The organism is Nonomuraea sp. NPDC049400, from assembly GCF_044466425.1.
Taxonomy (GTDB): domain Bacteria; phylum Actinomycetota; class Actinomycetes; order Streptosporangiales; family Streptosporangiaceae; genus Nonomuraea.
Window position 1 is genome coordinate 13,463 of sequence record NZ_JBITMP010000048.1, and the last position, 15,529, is coordinate 28,991.

Sequence of the window (15,529 nt, forward strand, 5' to 3'; positions counted from 1 at the left end):
AACGAGTCGTTCGCCTCTTGGGCTGGTCGGTGGCGGTATGGAACGGATCCCTGACAGTTTGGCGTGGATCTTGAGCGTCTGCGTAGGGCGGGCGACCATCCTCATGGAAACGGCAAGGAAACAACCGCTGCTCTACTACTGATCCGCATGACGTACCGAACTTCACTGACGGCACTGGCCCTGGCGCTGGCGGGGTTGGCGGCGCATCCGCTCGCGGCGGGCGCCACCGCTACCGTCGCCGCGAGCGCGAGCGCCACCGCGAACCCCAGCTCGAGCTCCGGCGTGTCGTCCGTGCAGTGGAAATCCTGCCCGGCCTACTCCGATGAGGTGATCCGCAGCCTGGGCGTGGCGGAGGACAAGGTTGCGGCGTTCCGCTCCTTGATGAAGCGCCTGGAGTGCGGCACGGTCAGCGTCCCGCTGAACCATCGTGACCCCGGCGGGCGGAAGATCGACATCGCGGTGACCCGGCTGGCCGCCACGGACGAGGCCCACCGGCTCGGCGCCATCGCCGTCCTGCCGGGCGGGCCGGGCAACAGCGGATACCTGGACCCGGTCCTGCGGGCCGCGCTCAGGAACGAGGAGATGGCGGGGCTCAACGAGCGATACGACGTCATCGGCTTCGACCCGCGCGGGGTCGGGTACAGCACCAAGGTCGCCTGCACCTTCTCGCCAAACGGCCCGCAGGAGCCCGGCACGCTGACCAAGGAGGCGGCCAGGAAGATATACGACGCCCAGGTCGCAGCCAACCAGAAATGCGGACGCTCTGACCCCGCCTTCCTCGGACAGCTCACCACCGAGAACGTGGCCAAGGACCTGGACCTGGTACGGACCGCGCTGGGTGAGAGCAAACTCAACCTGCTCGGCTTCTCCTGGGGCACCTATCTGGGCATGGTGTACCGCAGCCTGTTCCCCGGGCACACCGGACGGGCCTTCCTGGACAGCGTGGCACCGCCGTGGACCCGTATTGACGAGCACGCCAAGGACAGTGCGGAGGCGGCCGAGCGTAACTTCGGGCGCATGGCCGCCTGGCTGGCCCGCCGCGACGGGACCTACGGTCTCGGTGCCACCGCACGGACGGTGCGCGAGGAGGTGGCGAAGCTGGTCAGTACGTACGACAAGAGCCCCAAGACCTACACCGACCTGCAGCGGCCCATCGACGGCTCGGCCGTCGCCGACCTGGCCAGGCGCAACTCGACCGAGTGGGTGCGCGCGGGCAAGGCGCTGGCCGAACTGCGGACGGCGACGGGCACCACCGCCCCGCCCACCGTCAAGGAGCTGCTCGGCGCACCGATGATGGGGACGCCCGTGCCCGGCGCGCCCGAACCACTGAACAGGACCATGAACCTGGCCGTCGCGTGCAACGAGGACAGCAGCCGAGCCGGTTTCGACACCGCCTGGCGTGACTACCAGCAACTCGTGAAGCGCCATCCGGCGACCGGCCGGTCCTGGGGACTGCCTGTCATGTGTCCCGGCTGGCCGCTGCCGGTGCAGCAGGCCACGTTGAAGCGGAGCAGCGGGTCACTGGTGCTGGCGGGGCACCTGCACGAGTTCATGTCCGTCTACGACTGGACGCTGCAGACGCGGCGCGCCATCGGCGGCACCGTCTACACGGTCGCCGACGACGTGCACGTGTCGACCACCCGGGTGCCCAAGTGCGCCGCCGACGTGGTGCGGTACTTCGAGACGGGCCAGATCGGCAAAGGTTGCGAGGGCAGCACAATCCCGAGCTGATCATCGGTTACCGGCCCGGCGACCTGCCACGGGTCGCCGGGCCCGACGCCCTGGCGGCGACGTCGGGGCCTACGGCCCACCCGCCCGGGACCGCGGCGCGCACCCGGTTCATCCAGGGGCCACGTAGCTCTCGCGGCGCGCCCGGGCAGGTTCCGTCCGGTTCAAGCAGAGACTCTCACCACCTTGCCGAGCCACTACGTCGTGCTGTTCTCCCGGCTCATCCCGTGCGGGGTGTGGGGGCGGTCCACATCATCAAGGGCTGCTGGAGCAGGAGAGCGAGGCGGCGCCCAAGGAGATCCACGCCGACACCCCCTGGTACGCCGCCGCCACCGCCAGCACTCCGGCCATCCAGCGCTTGGCCGCCACGGTCATCGCGACGCCGCCCACTGCTCGAGGTGATCTTCCCGCTGCGGAAGTCGCGGGGCCGGCAGCACGCCACCGTTCGCCATCGCCTCGCCGACGGGCACTGGTCAGAACCAGTTTGCCTCTGGCCAGGCGTACGAGCTCGGCGGCGACCGGCCGGCTCACCATCAACTGCGCCACCTTCACCGGGCCAGGCACCTTGTGGCTTACGCCCGCCCGCTCCTCCGCCGCCGGCAGGTTGAGTGTCTCGGTCTCGAAGAACGCCACCGACGTCTTGCGGCTGAGCCTCGTCACGCACGCCACGTCGATCAGGACGTCCACACCGCGCAGCGCGTCGTCGAGACCGGACCTCGTGGCCCTGCCCGCGCGCCCGCTCGACCACCAGCCAGTCCGGCACGCAGCACACAACCCTCTCCGGTCGGCGAGTCCAACTACGGGTCGTTATGCCTGGGCGCGGACATGGCATGGGGAGATTCCGACGCGACCTCGAACCATTGACCGTGTAATGGCGTCAAAACAAGATCACAGCATCAGAAAGGGCTCATGTGATCATCTGGTTGAACGGCGCCTTCGGGGCCGGCAAGACGGCGACCTCCAACCAACTGATGTCCCTGCTTCCCAACGCTCGCCTCTTCGCCCCCGAAACGGTGGGCTACTACGTGCGGCAGGTCATCACCAAGGAGATTGACGGCTTCCAGAACGGGCCAGCCCTGGCATGGTGATCCGCAGGCGCGCCGCACGCACCACGCAGCGAATCGACGTAACCCGCCTTCCCGAAGACATCGTGGCGCTCATCGATGCCCTCGAACCTGGTGAGAGTTTGGTCGTCACGCGTGATGGCGGGTCGATCGCGGCGATCTCCAGCACTGTCGACGTGGTGCAAGGGGCCATCGTCGATCGCGATGCGCCGGATGACGCGAACGATCAGGTGCCGACGAACTACGAGAACGTGACAGTCGTGGCCACCGCGATGGAGCTGTCGACGGCGGCTCGGCTGGCGCTGTCCACCCAACTCGGAACGGACTATGTCGTGCTCGACATGCACGCAGCTCCCAAAACAGCCGATGTGCTGCTAGTACCGCCAGGAAGCCCGCAACTGATCGGAGCGCTCCGATCGATGTTCCCTGAAGCCCGGGTCATCATCGCCGAAATCGAGGACCACGCACTCGGAGTTCAGTACCACGGCCCCGTTCGGCGACTGCTTGACGCCGGCGCCGATGCGTATCTACCTCCGGCGAGCCTCTCACACCTGGCCAGGCAGCTTGACTACACGCTGAATCAAGGGCGTGAGATCGCTGGTGGCGCCGCTACACCACTCCAGATCGCACCGGCCGTGGAGTCAGCAGGTCCAGACAACGAATGACGCCTCGCGCATCCCTTTGATGGAGCCGTCTAGCAACGGCTCGCCGTACCCAAGGAATCGGGCCTATGAGTCAATTGCGCACACTATCTGCCACAGAAATCCCTTCGGAACGACTCCTGCTTCGCAAAGCGCACGATGCCGACCGTGAAGGATTCATCGAGCTCTTTACCGATCCGGAGGTTCAGGCATACATCGGTGGTCCCCAGCCTCGGAGTGACGTCGAGCAGCGCTTCGATGCCGCCGGAACCGCCAACGCGACAACCAGGCCTGGCAATTATGTGATCGCGGACAACACGACGAACCGGCTTATCGGACTGTTGATGCTCGCCCGCCGGTCGAACGATCGCCCCGGGCATGTCACCGAGGACGGCGAGGAACTGGAACTGGGCTATGTACTGCGGCGCAGCGCATGGGGCGCGGGGTTCGCATTCGAGGCCGCAACGGTCGCGTTGCGCGCCGCGGCTGACGAACTGCCCGACCAGCCGGTCCTGGCCGTGACCCAGACCGCGAACAAGCGATCTCTGAAACTCGCCGCCCGCCTTGGCTTCCGCCCCATCAGCACGTTCGAGGAGTTCGACGCCGAGCAGACGCTCTGCATGGCTCCCCTGTCCATGTTCCGGATCTGATCTCAGACCAGCACAGCGGCCCTCGGACCAGGAGCCCTGGGGTTTCGGCTGCTTCCCAGGTCGTCGGCTGCCGCTCGGGGTCGGTTTCGGCTTGCGCGCACTCTGCGGCTCGCCGTAGCTTCGGGAGTCCTGCGCCGTGTTGACCGCAAGCCCCGCCCCGCGCACCCCCGCCAGGTACGCGCGCCCCGGCCGCGCGTGCACGGCCGGAGGTACTGCCCCGGGAAATGGTGCCTGGACTCATCGCAGGCCGTATCAGTTGAGCCTCAGCCGGACGAGTCGTTCACCTCTTGGATCGGGAGGACGTCTTCACCGGCGGAGGAAGGTCGGGGCCAGCGCGTGTGCCAGCCGCCTCTTCCAGACGTGTGCCTGGCCCTGGACCTGCGGATACTCGACCTGGAACTCATCCCAGTCCACGTCCCAGCTGCGAATCGTGTCCAGGTCGAACTCCGCTGCCTCCCGCTCGCCCAGCGCCTCCTCCAGAACCTGCCGGAGCAGCTCACCGGGCAGCGTGACGCGCTCGGCCAGCAGTACGGCGTCGTACAGGTCCTTGCCCTGAGCCCATATGTCGGAGGCCAGCCAGAGGATCTTCCAGGCCAGAGACAGCTCGGGGGTGGCGGCCTGGACAAGAGTCGGCTCGCCGCCACCCGCCCGCGGGATCAGCGCCGTGACAGGCGGGACCGGCAGCCGCTCGTTGAAGACGAAGTCGAGCTGAACGGTCCCTGACGGCAGGCCCGCGGCGTGCCAGGTGAACACCAGACGCTGCCCCGGTGTGCGATCGTAGGTCCAGATGTCATCGACGCGGATGCCGGTGGCCTCGACGGTCACCGCGCTGGACGCGTTTGGATCGTCCGCCACGGCGCCGATGAGCCCCTTGAACATCTCCGCCGTGAACGAGCTCTCGAGCTCGACCTCATGCGGCACCACCACCCAGTCGAGGTCGCCCGGATCCCGGGCCTCGGCCCCGATCCACGCCTCCAGCAGCAGGCTGCCGCGCAGCACGAGGTTCTCCGACCAGGGCGAGCCCGCGACGATGCCGACCAGGTGGTCGATCGCCTCCCGCCGCGCCCGCCGCCAGCGCCGCCCGGTCTCCTCGTCCTCGAAGGCCGGCTCTCCGGCACGGAAGGCGTAGGTGAACTGCTTCAACGCTGGATCGAAGATCCGCGGCTGGCGGACGCCGTCACCACGCGTGAGAGGCAGGTACGTCACCGGGACGTCAGGGGATTCCTCCGCCGGCATGTCGTAGCGGTCGGACACGGGCTGCTGCTTCTTCTGCTTGCGTCGCGACGTCATCGTTCCTCGATCCAGCCGTTGTCGATGCCGGGGTTGTCGTCGTGCACCACGAACTCCTGCTCGCTCTCGAGCACCGCGAAGCCGGCCGACCTCAGCTCCGCCAGAAGTGCGTCGAACCGCCGTCTTGCCTCGGGCAGGCCGACGTTCCTGCAGCGCTGCGTGACGAACCGCTCCTGGGAGCCGTCGCCACGCAGCCGCCTGGCGTTTCGCGACACGTGCGCCGAATGCCGTCCGGCGATCGTGGCCAGGGCCGCCGGGTCATCGCGGACCGCCACCTTGGCGTGGTGCTCGAAATAGCACGCGGCCAGCGCCGCCGCCGCCTCCGCGCTCGCCGGCACGTCATCGTTCCACGGCGCGGCCTCGATCTTGACTCGGACGACGTCGAAGCCCGCCTCACGCAGCCGCGCCACGCTGATCGCGGCGGCGGCCCGCTGGCCGGTCAGGGTGCCGCGACCGGTGAAGGTGAGCATGGGCTGGGAGGGGACCTCGCCGCGGGCGAGCACGATGTGGGTGAGTTTTCCGCCGTTGCGGGCCGCCCAGGGGGCCAGACGCTCGAATGCGGTGCCGGCCGCGACGGTCACATGGACGTCGAAGACGCCTGCGAACTCCAGGCCGGACGGCGATCGTTTCCCCATGACCGCACATCGTTCCATCGGACGACGCCCGGTTCGACCAGTTTTCTCCGCGGTTAATGCAGGGGCGACGTGTACTCCCTGTAGTACGTCCCTGAATGGTCGAGGCGAATGCGTACTCGTAGCACCAGGTCCTTTTTCGCAGAGCCGGGTTGCGGACGGGTTCACCGTTTCCCGGATCGGAAGAGCAGCGCGGCAGCCGCAGCGAGCACGGGGACCACGGCGGCCAGCAGGCCGGTCGACGCCCACGGTGTCTCGAACGACAGCCGCGGCGGTGCCTCCCAGCCGGAAGAGGTGGTGAAGGGCCAGGCCAGCCCGTCACCGTGCCGCAGGCCCTCGTCGTAGGGGAACGATGGGTTTCCTGCGAGGTAGCGAAGCAGCGCCTGGTCACCGATGTAGGCCTCAGAGTTCGAGCGGTCGTCGGTCCGCACAGTGAAGTACGCCAGCCCGCGTACGCACCACACCGGTGTAGGCGCGCAGTCCGTAGGCGCAGAACGGCGGGCCCAGCAGCAGTTTCCGGCCGGTGGGGCTGACTCCGGGGCCGCACAACTCCACGATGCCACCCGGGCTCAGATAGTGGACGTGCCCCGCCACTGCCCAGGGCTCGCCGGGTGCGTCCGCGGCCTCGGGCTCGGCGTTCCAGGCCTCCAGCCGTACGCGGGCCATCCGCGCCTCGACCCGGCTCACCAGGTCGACCGGGCCCAGCGCGACGCCGCCGGGCTCGGCCGGCAGCACGCCGAACCCGCTCTCCCGCTCAGCGTCGTCGCCCAGGCCGGATGCGTCGTACAGGCCGAAGCGGCCGTACGAGATCGGTACCTCGTCCTCGACGTGGCGGATCAGCTCGGGCATCCTGTCCCTCCACCGGTCTGCACTGTCCCCGCTCCGGGAGCCCTGTCGAATCCACATGTTCGGCGGCGCCAAAAGCCCGGCCGACGACGATCGATATCGTCGCCGGCCGGGCGCGTTGAGGAGGTGCTATGGGGCTTTACTGCGGGGCGTCGAAGTTCCACTCGGCGCGGGCACCCGGGCCCACGACAAGGGTCGAACGTCCGATCCGCTCCTCGTGCCGAGTCGCCACGGACTGGTTGAGCGACATGGCGACCTGCTTCAGGCCTGCCTGCTCACGCGCAACGGAGTCGAGCTGGATGGTGGTGCCACCGCCGGACGCGATGGCGCCGCCCCCGGTGATCGCGACCTCGAAGCCGCCGGCTCGCAGCACCGGCACCGTGTTGGCCAGGTCTCGTGCGGGGACGCCGATGCGGATGTAGGTGATGTCTCGCATCAGGTGGTCCTGGTAGGCGTCGGGCAGGTAGCGCTCCCGGCTGACGTCACCGGTGTAGCTCTCCGGCTCGGTCTGGCTGCGCGGGTCGGCGAAGTACTCCGGGAAGTACTCCATCGCCCACGGGTCGAAGGCTTCGTACTGGGCGGAGGTGGTGCGGATGGTGTCGAACCACGGGATCGGGACGCCATCGCCGAAGTCACGCGTCTGGCGGTATTTGGCCGGGTCGGAGATGCCCTGGGCCTTCAGCTGCTCGGTCACCTTGGCCAGGTCGCCGGCGCGCTCGGTTGAGACGGCCAGTCCGGCGGAGCCGAAGAGGGCGTCCTGGCCGGGCAGGTCGCCCTCCCCGAACAGCTCCATGTAGGTCTCGCGGCCCTTGAGGTAGCGGCCCTTCCAGGTCATCCCGCCACCGGTCGTGGTGCGGACCTCGAAGTTGGCGAACTCGCGCAGGTAGGCGGAGTTCTCGACGGCGTCAGCGGTCGCGCGGTCCACCACGCTGTAGGCGTGGTTGTAGAACAGCAACTGCTTCTGGGACGACACCTGGGCCTTTTCGGCCTGGGCCGTCCCCACACCGCCCGCGAGCGCGACGGCGCAGGTCGCGGTGAGAGCGGTGATCATCCGTAATGTCCGGCGAATCAGCATGGAAGTGATCTTAAAGCGAGGATGATCACCTTCACTATCGTTTTGACAAGACCCATATGGCCAATGTGGCGACCCTATACCGGCGATGTGGCGAGCCCGTCACGTCGCTTCGGCCGGTCCGACGACGGGCTCCAACCCACATCAAGATCAAGAACGTCGACTCGGCGCTGTGTCCGGCATGGGGGTCGGCCTGATCATCGCGATGCCCCTCCGTCAGTGGGGGCTCGGGGGGTCAGGTCGCAGATGTCGCGAGCGTTTTGATCGTGAAGTCGATCGCCGTGGCGAGCCGTCCGGGATCGTGGCCGGCGCGTTCGCGTACGCGCAGTCCGAGCACCGTCGTGAACAGCAGCTCCACCGCGGCCTCGACGTCCAATGTGGCGGGCAGGTCGCCGTCGCGGATGCCACGGCGGAGCAGTGACGCCAGCGTTTTCCTGGTGACTTCGAACGCGGCCTCGGTCCTCTGCTGGACCTCGGGGTCGGTGGTGCCGAGCTCGGCAGCCGTATTGACCACGAAGCAGCCGCGACCGGCCTCGTGGCTGATCATCCAGATCAGCCACTCCCGCAGGATCTCGAGGCTGGGGCCGGGGGCGCTGAGCTGCTCTTCGGCTTGCGTGGACTCGGTCGCCCGATAGTGGTCCAGCGTCCGCAAGAACAGTGTGTGCTTGTCGTTGAAGGTGCGATACAGACTGCTCTGCTTGAGCCTGAGCTCGGCGCCCAGGTCGCGGACGGACGTGGCGTTGTAGCCGCGACGCCAGAACAGGTGGGTCGCCTTGGCGATCACGTCTTGCTCGTCGAACTCCCTCGGCCGCGCCATGGTCACCACTCTACCAAGATTGTGGAGCGATCGTTCCCGTATTAAGGTGTGCCGTCATATGGGAGCGATCGCTCCCGAATGAGAGAGAGGAGATCCGGCATGACGGCAACGGACCCTGCGATGACCGGGCGAGACGCGTCAGCGAGGAATCATTGGGTCGCGGTGTCCGCCGTGGCCTTTGGCACATTTCTCCTGGTGACGGCCGAGCAGCTGCCCATCGGGCTGCTCACCCCCGTCGGATCGGCGCTGTCGGTCTCTGAGGGCGCGGCGGGGTTGATGGTCACGGTCCCCAGCATCGTCGCCGCCGTCGCGGCGCCGGTGGTCCCGGTGCTCGTCGGCAGGATGGACCGCAGGCTCTTGCTCGTCGCCCTGATGGGGCTCATGACGGTCGCCAACCTGGCCTCCGCCCTGGCCCCGGACTATCCGCTCCTGGTCGCCGCCCGCGTGCTGGTCGGGGTGGCGATCGGCGGGTTCTGGGCCATCGCCGGCGGTCTGGCCGTCCGGCTCGTCCCCACCCCGCTCGTGCCGCGGGCCACGGCGATCATCTTCGGCGGCGTCGGGGCCGCGAACGTCTTCGGCGTTCCCATCGGCACGATGATCGGCGGGCTGGCGAGCTGGCGGATCGCGTTCGGCGCGCTGAGCGCCCTCGCGCTGGTCGTGCTGGTCGCTTTGCTGGCCGTGCTGCCACCGTTGACCGCTGCCCAGCCCGTCGGGCTGCGGCGGCTCGCCGACCAGTTCCGTAACCAGGGCGTACGGGTCGGCATCCTGGCGACCTTCCTGATCGTGACCGGCCACTTCGCGGCCTACACGTTCATCAGCCCGGTGCTGGAGGACCTGTCCGGCATCGATGCGCAACTCGTCGGGCCGCTGCTGTTCGGATTCGGCGTGGCGGGCGTCGCGGGGAACTTCGTCGCGGGTGCCGCCGTGGCGAAGAGGCTCCATCGGACGGTGCTCTCCATCACCGCAGCCTTGGGGGTGACCGTGCTGCTCTACCCCGTGGCGGGGCTCACCGCCGCAGGCGGGGTGACGCTGCTCGTCGTCTGGGGCCTGGTGTACGGCGGCGTCTCCACGAGCCTCCAGACGTGGATGATCAAAGCCGCGCCACAAGCGGTCGAGGAAGCATCCGCCTTGTGGGTGGCGGTGTTCAACCTTTCGATCGGTCTCGGCGCGTTGGCCGGCGGCACAATCGTCGATGCCCTGCCACTGCAGGGCATCCTATGGCTCGCCGGCGTTCTCGTCCTGGCGGCCGGGGCGGCAGTGTGGAGTGCACGCCGGAACGAGAGCCTTCGCTGACCCGTCTCCCGGTCCGGTTTCGGGCCGCCTTTGAGCGCTCGGACGTGCGAGCAGGGGCTGCCATAGTAGTCAGATGGATCATCGTTCCCGCGCCTGGGCGCGGCGGCGGCTGCGGTCGCTGGGTTGGCTGGAGTTGCTCAACATCCCGCTGCAGGCGGTGGTCTGGTTCGGCTTGGTGGGGTTTCCGGTGACGGCGGCAAACAGCGTGGGTTTCGCGTTGTTCGCGCTTATCTTGCTGGAGGGGGCCGGGTATTGGTCGGCCAAGCTCCGCCAGATCGCCACGCGAACCAGGTCCCTCCCGGGAGCCGGAGTCTTCGTGGTCGCCCGCGGGGGTAACGTTGCCGTGCTGGTGGCTGGATTGTTGTTCGTCGTCTGGGCGGTGGTGGCCGATCCGGGGGCTGGAAGCTGGCCAGGCCTGGGGTTCGGGCTGTTTGCGGTGCTGGAGCATGTTAACTACTTCCACGTCCAGCTCATGTACGACACTGCTGAGGATCTCCGCAACCTGCGCTCGCGTGGCCTGCGCCGTGCCCATCTGGCCCGCGATCTCGCAGTCAGAAAGCGTCGTCTTGTCGCGCCTCCGATGACGAACGGTGGCTCCCGAGACTGACACTCCTGCGTTCGCGGGACATGGAGACGGGCTTGGCCTGATCATGTCCGTTGCTGAAGGCGCGGCGGCGATGCCGACTGCGCAAAGCCAAGGCCCGGGGGTTGCCGCAGCATCCGCCGGGCTAAGATCCGTGGTGATGAGCGCCGACAGCAGTGTGCCGCCGGCTCCCCGTCTCGCCGACATCCGGTCCCGCTGGCTCGGCGCCGCCGTCGCCGGCCTTCACGCCGACCCTGCGGTGGCCGGCGCCTGCCTGGTGGGCTCTCTCGGAGCCGACCGGGCCGATGACTGGAGCGACATCGACCTGCTCATCGTGGTGGATGACGCGGTGCTCGACGACTGTGCGGCACCCGACCGCCTTTCCTTCGGCCTCGGGAAGCCGGCGGTCGCCTTCGATGCCCGCCACAACGGCCCTCGCGGCACCAGGGCGGTCAGCGGGCAGTATCTCGTTGACGGACTTCCGCTCTGGGTCGACTGGCACATCCATCCGATCTCCAAGGCGATCATCAAGCATTGCGGCTGGCGCTTGTCCCGATCGCGGGCAAGCGGATCGCCCGCCGGTCACCGGAAACGGCCCGGATGATCGAGTTCATCGTTGCGGCACTCGGCCTGCCCGACAGCGTCGCCGCCGGGCACGCTTACCTCGACCTTGTGGAAAATACCCTCGGCTGACTTACGCATGATTGACAGGAGCCGGGGTCCGGTCAGCGTGCCGGGCCGGTCGCAGCCGACGATGCGTGATGATGGCGCTTATGGCATTGGTGACGGAGTTCACGGAGTTGTTCGGGGTGCGGCATCCGATCGCGCTGGCGCCGATGGGCGGATCGGCCGGCGGGGCGCTGGCCGCGGCCGTCTCCAGCGGCGGCGGGCTGGGGATGCTGGGCTCCGGAAACGGGGACCGGGACTGGCTGTCCCGCGAACTGCCGATCCTCGCGCAGGGCACCGACAAGCCCTGGGGGGTCGGCTTTCTGACCTGGGCGATCGAGGTCGGCGCGGTCGAGTGGGTGCTGGAGCACGGCCCCAGAGCCGTGATGCTGTCCTTCGGTGATCCGCGTCCGTTCGCTGAGCGCATCCGGGCCTCCGGTACGGCGCTGATCATTCAGGTCACCGATCTGGAGGAGGCCCGCCAGGCGGTGGACGCAGGCGCCGACGTCATCGTGGCGCAGGGCACCGAGAGCGGCGGGCATGGGGCCCGGCATGGACGGTCGACGTTGCCGTTCGTGCCGGTCGTGGTGGACCTGGTGGCTCCGGTACCCGTGCTGGCCGCAGGAGGGATCGCCGATGGCCGCGGCGTGGCCGCGGCCCTGGCTCTGGGCGCCGCCGGGGCGCTCATCGGCACCCGCTTCCAGGCCACGGCCGAGGCGCTGGTCGACCCTTCGATCGCCAAAGCGATTGTCGAGGGACGCGGGCAGGACACCAGTCGCAGCAGCGCGCTGGACATCGTCCGTGGGTCCCGGTGGCCGTCGAAGTACACCGCCCGTACGCTCGGCCATCCGATCCTTGATCAATGGCTGGGCCGAGAAGCGGACCTGGCCATGGACTCCCAGGCCAAACAGGACTACCAGGAGGCCGTGGCACGTGGGGACGTCCCCCCGTTGCCGGTGTGGGCCAGCGAGGCCATCGATCTCATCACCGACCTGCCATCCGCAGCTGATCTTGTCGCCACTTTGGCCACGCAAGCCGAGAACGCGCTGGACCGGGCGGGTGGAAACCGGCTGGAACGGTCTGGCGAGGCGGCCACGGACCGGACCGGCCTGCCACAGGCGACGGACCTCCAGTCAAAAGCCGCGGGCGGTCGCTGAGTACCGGAGCGATCCAGGCGAGATTCGAGGGGGCGCCGTAGGGTAGCGGAGTGGTGACAAAAAGTAACGAGAGGGAGCGTGGCGATGCGAGCCGTCATCTCTACAGTGATCGGGATGGCCATGGCCGCCACCGGTTGCACATCGGTGGGGTCGTACCCTTCGCAAACGTACATGCCGAACAACGGGGCAAACGCCGACCTCAAGGGCATGCTGTACCTACGCAACGCCTTCCTGCTGAGCGGCACGGAGGAGAACTCGCCGTCTCCGCAACTCGCCCTGTACGCCGTGCTGATCAACACCGGCAGCCAGCCGGTCCGGCTCGACGGGATCACCGCCGACGGCGGCTCCGTACAGCTGGCAGGCCCCATCACCCTGCCCCCCAACCAGCCCGTCGGCACCGGTGACAAGCCCATCGGCACCGTCACCGGCGTGCGCAGCGCCACAGTGCCGATGACCTTCGCCTTCAGCGGCACCGGTCCCATGCGCGTGAACGTCCCGGTCCAGTCGAGAGCCGGAGAGTACGCCAACCTGCCCACCGCCACTGCGGGGTGATGACAACCCGCCGGGTCACTGCTTCGGTACGAGGCCTACGTCGAACTGCACTTCCACCTCGTCGCTGAGTTTGAGCGCGCCGAGCAGCGCCGAGTACGGCCGGATCCCCCATCGGGTCTGCACGATGGTCGCCGAGCCGCGTACGCGTCCCTCGGACACCGAGCACTGGACCGAGACGGGCTGCGTGACACCGACGATGGTGAGGTCGCCCTCGACGCGGAACGACTCCGCGGTCCCCTCCACCCGGGTCGACCGGAACATGATCGTCGGGTACTTCCGGACGTGCAGGATCTTCTCTCGAATGGTCTTCTCGATCTCCGCGTGATCGGAGGTCGTCAACGGCTTGACGCCGCCGGTTCCTTTCCTGACTTCGAGCGAATCGGCGTCCGCCTCGAGGGCCACGGAGGAGCCTGCCGGGTAGGCGGTGTCGACCGTGGCGTCGCCGCGCCAGCGGGTGACCTCGATGGTGAGATCATGGCCGGCCTTCGCCCCCAGCCCGGTACGGGTCGTATTGACGAGGAGCCGGCCGGACTCGGGGCCGAACGTGTGGTTACCAGCGGAGATGCTCACCTTGTCACGCTAACCCGCACCTGACGGGTGCGCGGTGACACGTGCCGTCAGCTTGGCGAATCTGGGGCTGCCGGTTGCGTTTCAGGGGTGAAACGCGAGCCGGCCGGGAGCCGATCAACGGGAGCACGGCTCTGCATCCTCGCCACCCCAACCGATGCGGACATTTGACATGATTCGGCCATGCCTATCGACGCACATCTGCTCTTGCTGTTCACCGCGACCACGATCATCGCCATGATCACTCCTGGGCCCGACATGCTGTTCGTCCTGGGCTGCGGGATGCGGGGCGGCCCGCGCGCCGGCTTGCTCGCCACGGCCGGGGTGGCCACGAGCGAGGCCGTCCACGTCGCCGTGGCCGCCGCCGGGCTCGCGGCCCTCTTCGAAGCGGTGCCGGTGGCCTTCACCGTGGTACGCATCGTCGGCGCCGCGTACCTGATCTACCTCGGCGTGCAGATGCTGCGTAACCGCAAGGGCGTCGAGAGTGAGATGCCCGTGGCCGGCGGGGGAGGGATGTCGGGACGCCGGGCGTTCACCAGCGGCCTGCTGACCAACCTGCTGAACCCGAAGATGGTCACCTTCACCATCGCCTTCCTGCCCCAGTTCATCAACCCGCAACTGGGCCAGGTCTGGCTGCAGTTCGCCATCCTCGGCGCCATCCTGATCGTGCTGGAGTTCGTGGTGGACGGCACGGTCGGCGTGCTCGCGGGCCGGATCGGGGGCTGGCTGCGCCGCCGGCACGCCGCGCGCCGCCGCGTCGACATCGCGACGGGCGGCATCTTCATCGGCCTGGGGGTACGGCTGGCCGTCGAACGATGAACCCCGGCCGCCGTGGCAAGCCGTGCAGACGATCTACTTCACGTTCGGCAACAAGCGGACGCTGCTCAAGGAGCTCGTGGACGTGTCGATCGCCGGCGACGACGAGCCCGTCGCGACGATGGACCGGCAGTGGTTCCGTGAGGCCCTCGCTGCCGCGACGGCCGAGGAGCAGTTGCGGCTGCACCTCGGCGGCACGCGTAAGGCGCTGGAGCGGGTCGCCCCCATCGTCGAGATGCTCAGGGCCGCCTCGGCGGCCGACGCGGAGGTCGCCGCGCTCTGGGGCTACGACACCGACCCGAGGTTCACCGTGCTCTCGGCCGCCGCGCAGGCCCTGGTGACCAAGCCGGGCGCGCGCGAGGGAGTCCCGGCCGGGCATGCCGCCGACGTGCTGTTCGGTCTGCTGAGCCCCGAGCTCTACCTGGTGTTCGTCCGTGATCGGGGCTGGTCACCCGATCAGTGGGAGCGCTGGGCGCACGACACGCTGAGATCCCAGCTCTGCTCCCGCTGAGGTGTCCCGCGGCGCGAGCCGTCGTTCTCAGGCTCGGGTGAAGACAGACGCCCGGAGCTGGGGGTAGAAGTCATCCGGCAGCGGGCCGAGCTCTCGCCAGCCGAGCTTGCGGTAGAGGCTGGCGGCGGGGGCGTGGGGGCTGGTGATGAGCCACGCGGTGGGCCAGCCGGCGGTCATCCGGGTGAGCAGGTGTGACGCGATGCCCTGGCCTTGGTGGTCGGGGTGGACGAAGAGCTCGGCGACCTCGAAGGCGCCGCGGGTGAGCTCGGTCGTGGCCGGCAGCCCGAATGCCGTGATGAGGGCGTCGTAGATGCGGTTGCCGGTCAGGTCGGCGGGGGTGGGCCAGCCGTAGCAGACGCCCGTGAGCCGGCCGGTGTGGTCGCTCGTGGTCAGTGCCGAGAAACCCGGGAGCGCGGCGGAAGCGGCCAGTTTGGCGGGGTAGGCGCCGAGCTGTTCGGGCGTTTCCGACCATGGGGGCGCGGCATAGCAGCGCTGGTACAGGTCGATGATCTGGGCGGACAGCGGGGCGATGCCGGGTCCGTCGTGGCGGTCGTACGGGTGGATCATGCGCCAGATCCTAGTTGCGAATGATTTGCAATAGCAAGAAGTCGCAATAAGCCACTGGATGCCCTGTGAGATAATGA

Annotated in this window: 20 protein-coding genes; 11 read left to right on the forward strand and 9 right to left on the reverse strand. The window is 68.4% G+C overall.

Annotated features, from left to right (window positions below; genetic code table 11):
- Nucleotides 1-147 precede the first annotated feature (147 nt).
- Nucleotides 148-1,731: an alpha/beta fold hydrolase gene (locus ACIBVN_RS46790; protein WP_397146943.1), complete on the forward strand. Its 1,584-nt coding sequence runs from the start codon at nt 148-150 to the stop codon at nt 1,729-1,731.
- Nucleotides 1,732-1,983: 252 nt separating this feature from the next.
- Here the strand turns inward: ACIBVN_RS46790 and ACIBVN_RS46795 are convergent, their stop codons facing one another.
- The gene (locus ACIBVN_RS46795) at nt 1,984-2,415 is read right to left on the reverse strand and encodes a hypothetical protein (RefSeq protein WP_397146945.1); all 432 of its coding nucleotides are present in this window, start codon (nt 2,413-2,415) and stop codon (nt 1,984-1,986) included.
- Nucleotides 2,416-2,639: 224 nt separating this feature from the next.
- Between ACIBVN_RS46795 and ACIBVN_RS46800 the strand changes: the two genes are divergently transcribed.
- From ACIBVN_RS46800 to ACIBVN_RS46810, 3 genes are all read left to right on the forward strand, one after another.
- A complete protein-coding gene (locus tag ACIBVN_RS46800; protein ID WP_397146947.1) occupies nt 2,640-2,816 on the forward strand; it encodes a hypothetical protein in 177 nt (58 codons plus the stop codon).
- The gene (locus ACIBVN_RS46805; protein ID WP_397146949.1) at nt 2,810-3,457 is read left to right on the forward strand and encodes a hypothetical protein; all 648 of its coding nucleotides are present in this window, start codon (nt 2,810-2,812) and stop codon (nt 3,455-3,457) included. Before ACIBVN_RS46800 ends, ACIBVN_RS46805 begins: the two co-directional genes overlap by 7 nt.
- 65 nt (nt 3,458-3,522) lie before the next feature.
- Nucleotides 3,523-4,083, forward strand: a complete 561-nt coding sequence (locus ACIBVN_RS46810) for a GNAT family N-acetyltransferase (RefSeq protein ID WP_397146951.1) — start codon at nt 3,523-3,525, stop codon at nt 4,081-4,083.
- A gap of 306 nt (nt 4,084-4,389) precedes the next feature.
- Here the strand turns inward: ACIBVN_RS46810 and ACIBVN_RS46815 are convergent, their stop codons facing one another.
- The 6 genes from ACIBVN_RS46815 to ACIBVN_RS46840 all read right to left on the reverse strand — a co-directional run bounded on the left by ACIBVN_RS46815 (nt 4,390) and on the right by ACIBVN_RS46840 (nt 8,740).
- Nucleotides 4,390-5,373, reverse strand: coding sequence for a nucleotidyl transferase AbiEii/AbiGii toxin family protein (locus tag ACIBVN_RS46815; protein WP_397146953.1), 984 nt, complete (start codon nt 5,371-5,373; stop codon nt 4,390-4,392).
- Nucleotides 5,370-6,008 carry a hypothetical protein gene (locus tag ACIBVN_RS46820; RefSeq protein ID WP_397146955.1) on the reverse strand — a complete coding sequence of 213 codons (639 nt, stop codon included), beginning with the start codon at nt 6,006-6,008 and terminating at the stop codon, nt 5,370-5,372. The genes ACIBVN_RS46815 and ACIBVN_RS46820 overlap by 4 nt, the downstream gene beginning before the upstream one ends.
- Before the next feature lie 161 nt (nt 6,009-6,169).
- Nucleotides 6,170-6,436 (reverse strand): hypothetical protein, encoded by a 267-nt coding sequence (locus ACIBVN_RS46825; RefSeq protein ID WP_397146957.1) that lies wholly within the window; start codon nt 6,434-6,436, stop codon nt 6,170-6,172.
- Entirely contained in the window at nt 6,408-6,854 is a 447-nt protein-coding gene (locus tag ACIBVN_RS46830; RefSeq protein WP_397146959.1) for a hypothetical protein, read from the reverse strand. Before ACIBVN_RS46830 ends, ACIBVN_RS46825 begins: the two co-directional genes overlap by 29 nt.
- Before the next feature lie 136 nt (nt 6,855-6,990).
- Entirely contained in the window at nt 6,991-7,926 is a 936-nt protein-coding gene (locus ACIBVN_RS46835) for a DUF5829 family protein (RefSeq protein ID WP_397146961.1), read from the reverse strand.
- A 232-nt stretch (nt 7,927-8,158) separates the two neighbouring features.
- Complete coding sequence (locus tag ACIBVN_RS46840; RefSeq protein WP_397146963.1) at nt 8,159-8,740, reverse strand: TetR/AcrR family transcriptional regulator; 582 nt, start codon at nt 8,738-8,740, stop codon at nt 8,159-8,161.
- Nucleotides 8,741-8,860: 120 nt separating this feature from the next.
- Between ACIBVN_RS46840 and ACIBVN_RS46845 the strand changes: the two genes are divergently transcribed.
- The 5 genes from ACIBVN_RS46845 to ACIBVN_RS46865 all read left to right on the forward strand — a co-directional run bounded on the left by ACIBVN_RS46845 (nt 8,861) and on the right by ACIBVN_RS46865 (nt 12,991).
- Nucleotides 8,861-10,033, forward strand: a complete 1,173-nt coding sequence (locus tag ACIBVN_RS46845; protein ID WP_397147065.1) for an MFS transporter — start codon at nt 8,861-8,863, stop codon at nt 10,031-10,033.
- A gap of 73 nt (nt 10,034-10,106) precedes the next feature.
- Complete coding sequence (locus ACIBVN_RS46850; RefSeq protein ID WP_397146965.1) at nt 10,107-10,640, forward strand: hypothetical protein; 534 nt, start codon at nt 10,107-10,109, stop codon at nt 10,638-10,640.
- A 43-nt stretch (nt 10,641-10,683) separates the two neighbouring features.
- Complete coding sequence (locus tag ACIBVN_RS46855) at nt 10,684-11,220, forward strand: nucleotidyltransferase domain-containing protein (RefSeq protein WP_397146967.1); 537 nt, start codon at nt 10,684-10,686, stop codon at nt 11,218-11,220.
- Nucleotides 11,221-11,389: 169 nt separating this feature from the next.
- A complete protein-coding gene (locus ACIBVN_RS46860; protein WP_397146969.1) occupies nt 11,390-12,439 on the forward strand; it encodes an NAD(P)H-dependent flavin oxidoreductase in 1,050 nt (349 codons plus the stop codon).
- 84 nt (nt 12,440-12,523) lie between these two features.
- Nucleotides 12,524-12,991 carry a hypothetical protein gene (locus ACIBVN_RS46865; RefSeq protein ID WP_397146971.1) on the forward strand — a complete coding sequence of 156 codons (468 nt, stop codon included), beginning with the start codon at nt 12,524-12,526 and terminating at the stop codon, nt 12,989-12,991.
- 15 nt (nt 12,992-13,006) lie between these two features.
- Here the strand turns inward: ACIBVN_RS46865 and ACIBVN_RS46870 are convergent, their stop codons facing one another.
- Entirely contained in the window at nt 13,007-13,561 is a 555-nt protein-coding gene (locus tag ACIBVN_RS46870) for a YceI family protein (protein ID WP_397146973.1), read from the reverse strand.
- A gap of 180 nt (nt 13,562-13,741) precedes the next feature.
- On the opposite strand from ACIBVN_RS46870, the gene ACIBVN_RS46875 reads away from it, so the two are divergent.
- Both ACIBVN_RS46875 and ACIBVN_RS46880 read left to right on the forward strand, forming a co-directional pair.
- Nucleotides 13,742-14,377 (forward strand): LysE family translocator, encoded by a 636-nt coding sequence (locus tag ACIBVN_RS46875; protein ID WP_397146975.1) that lies wholly within the window; start codon nt 13,742-13,744, stop codon nt 14,375-14,377.
- Between the two features lie 22 nt (nt 14,378-14,399).
- Nucleotides 14,400-14,885: a TetR/AcrR family transcriptional regulator gene (locus tag ACIBVN_RS46880; protein ID WP_397146977.1), complete on the forward strand. Its 486-nt coding sequence runs from the start codon at nt 14,400-14,402 to the stop codon at nt 14,883-14,885.
- A 27-nt stretch (nt 14,886-14,912) separates the two neighbouring features.
- On the opposite strand, the gene ACIBVN_RS46885 is transcribed toward ACIBVN_RS46880, so the two are convergent.
- Nucleotides 14,913-15,452: a GNAT family N-acetyltransferase gene (locus tag ACIBVN_RS46885; RefSeq protein WP_397146979.1), complete on the reverse strand. Its 540-nt coding sequence runs from the start codon at nt 15,450-15,452 to the stop codon at nt 14,913-14,915.
- Nucleotides 15,453-15,529 lie beyond the last annotated feature (77 nt).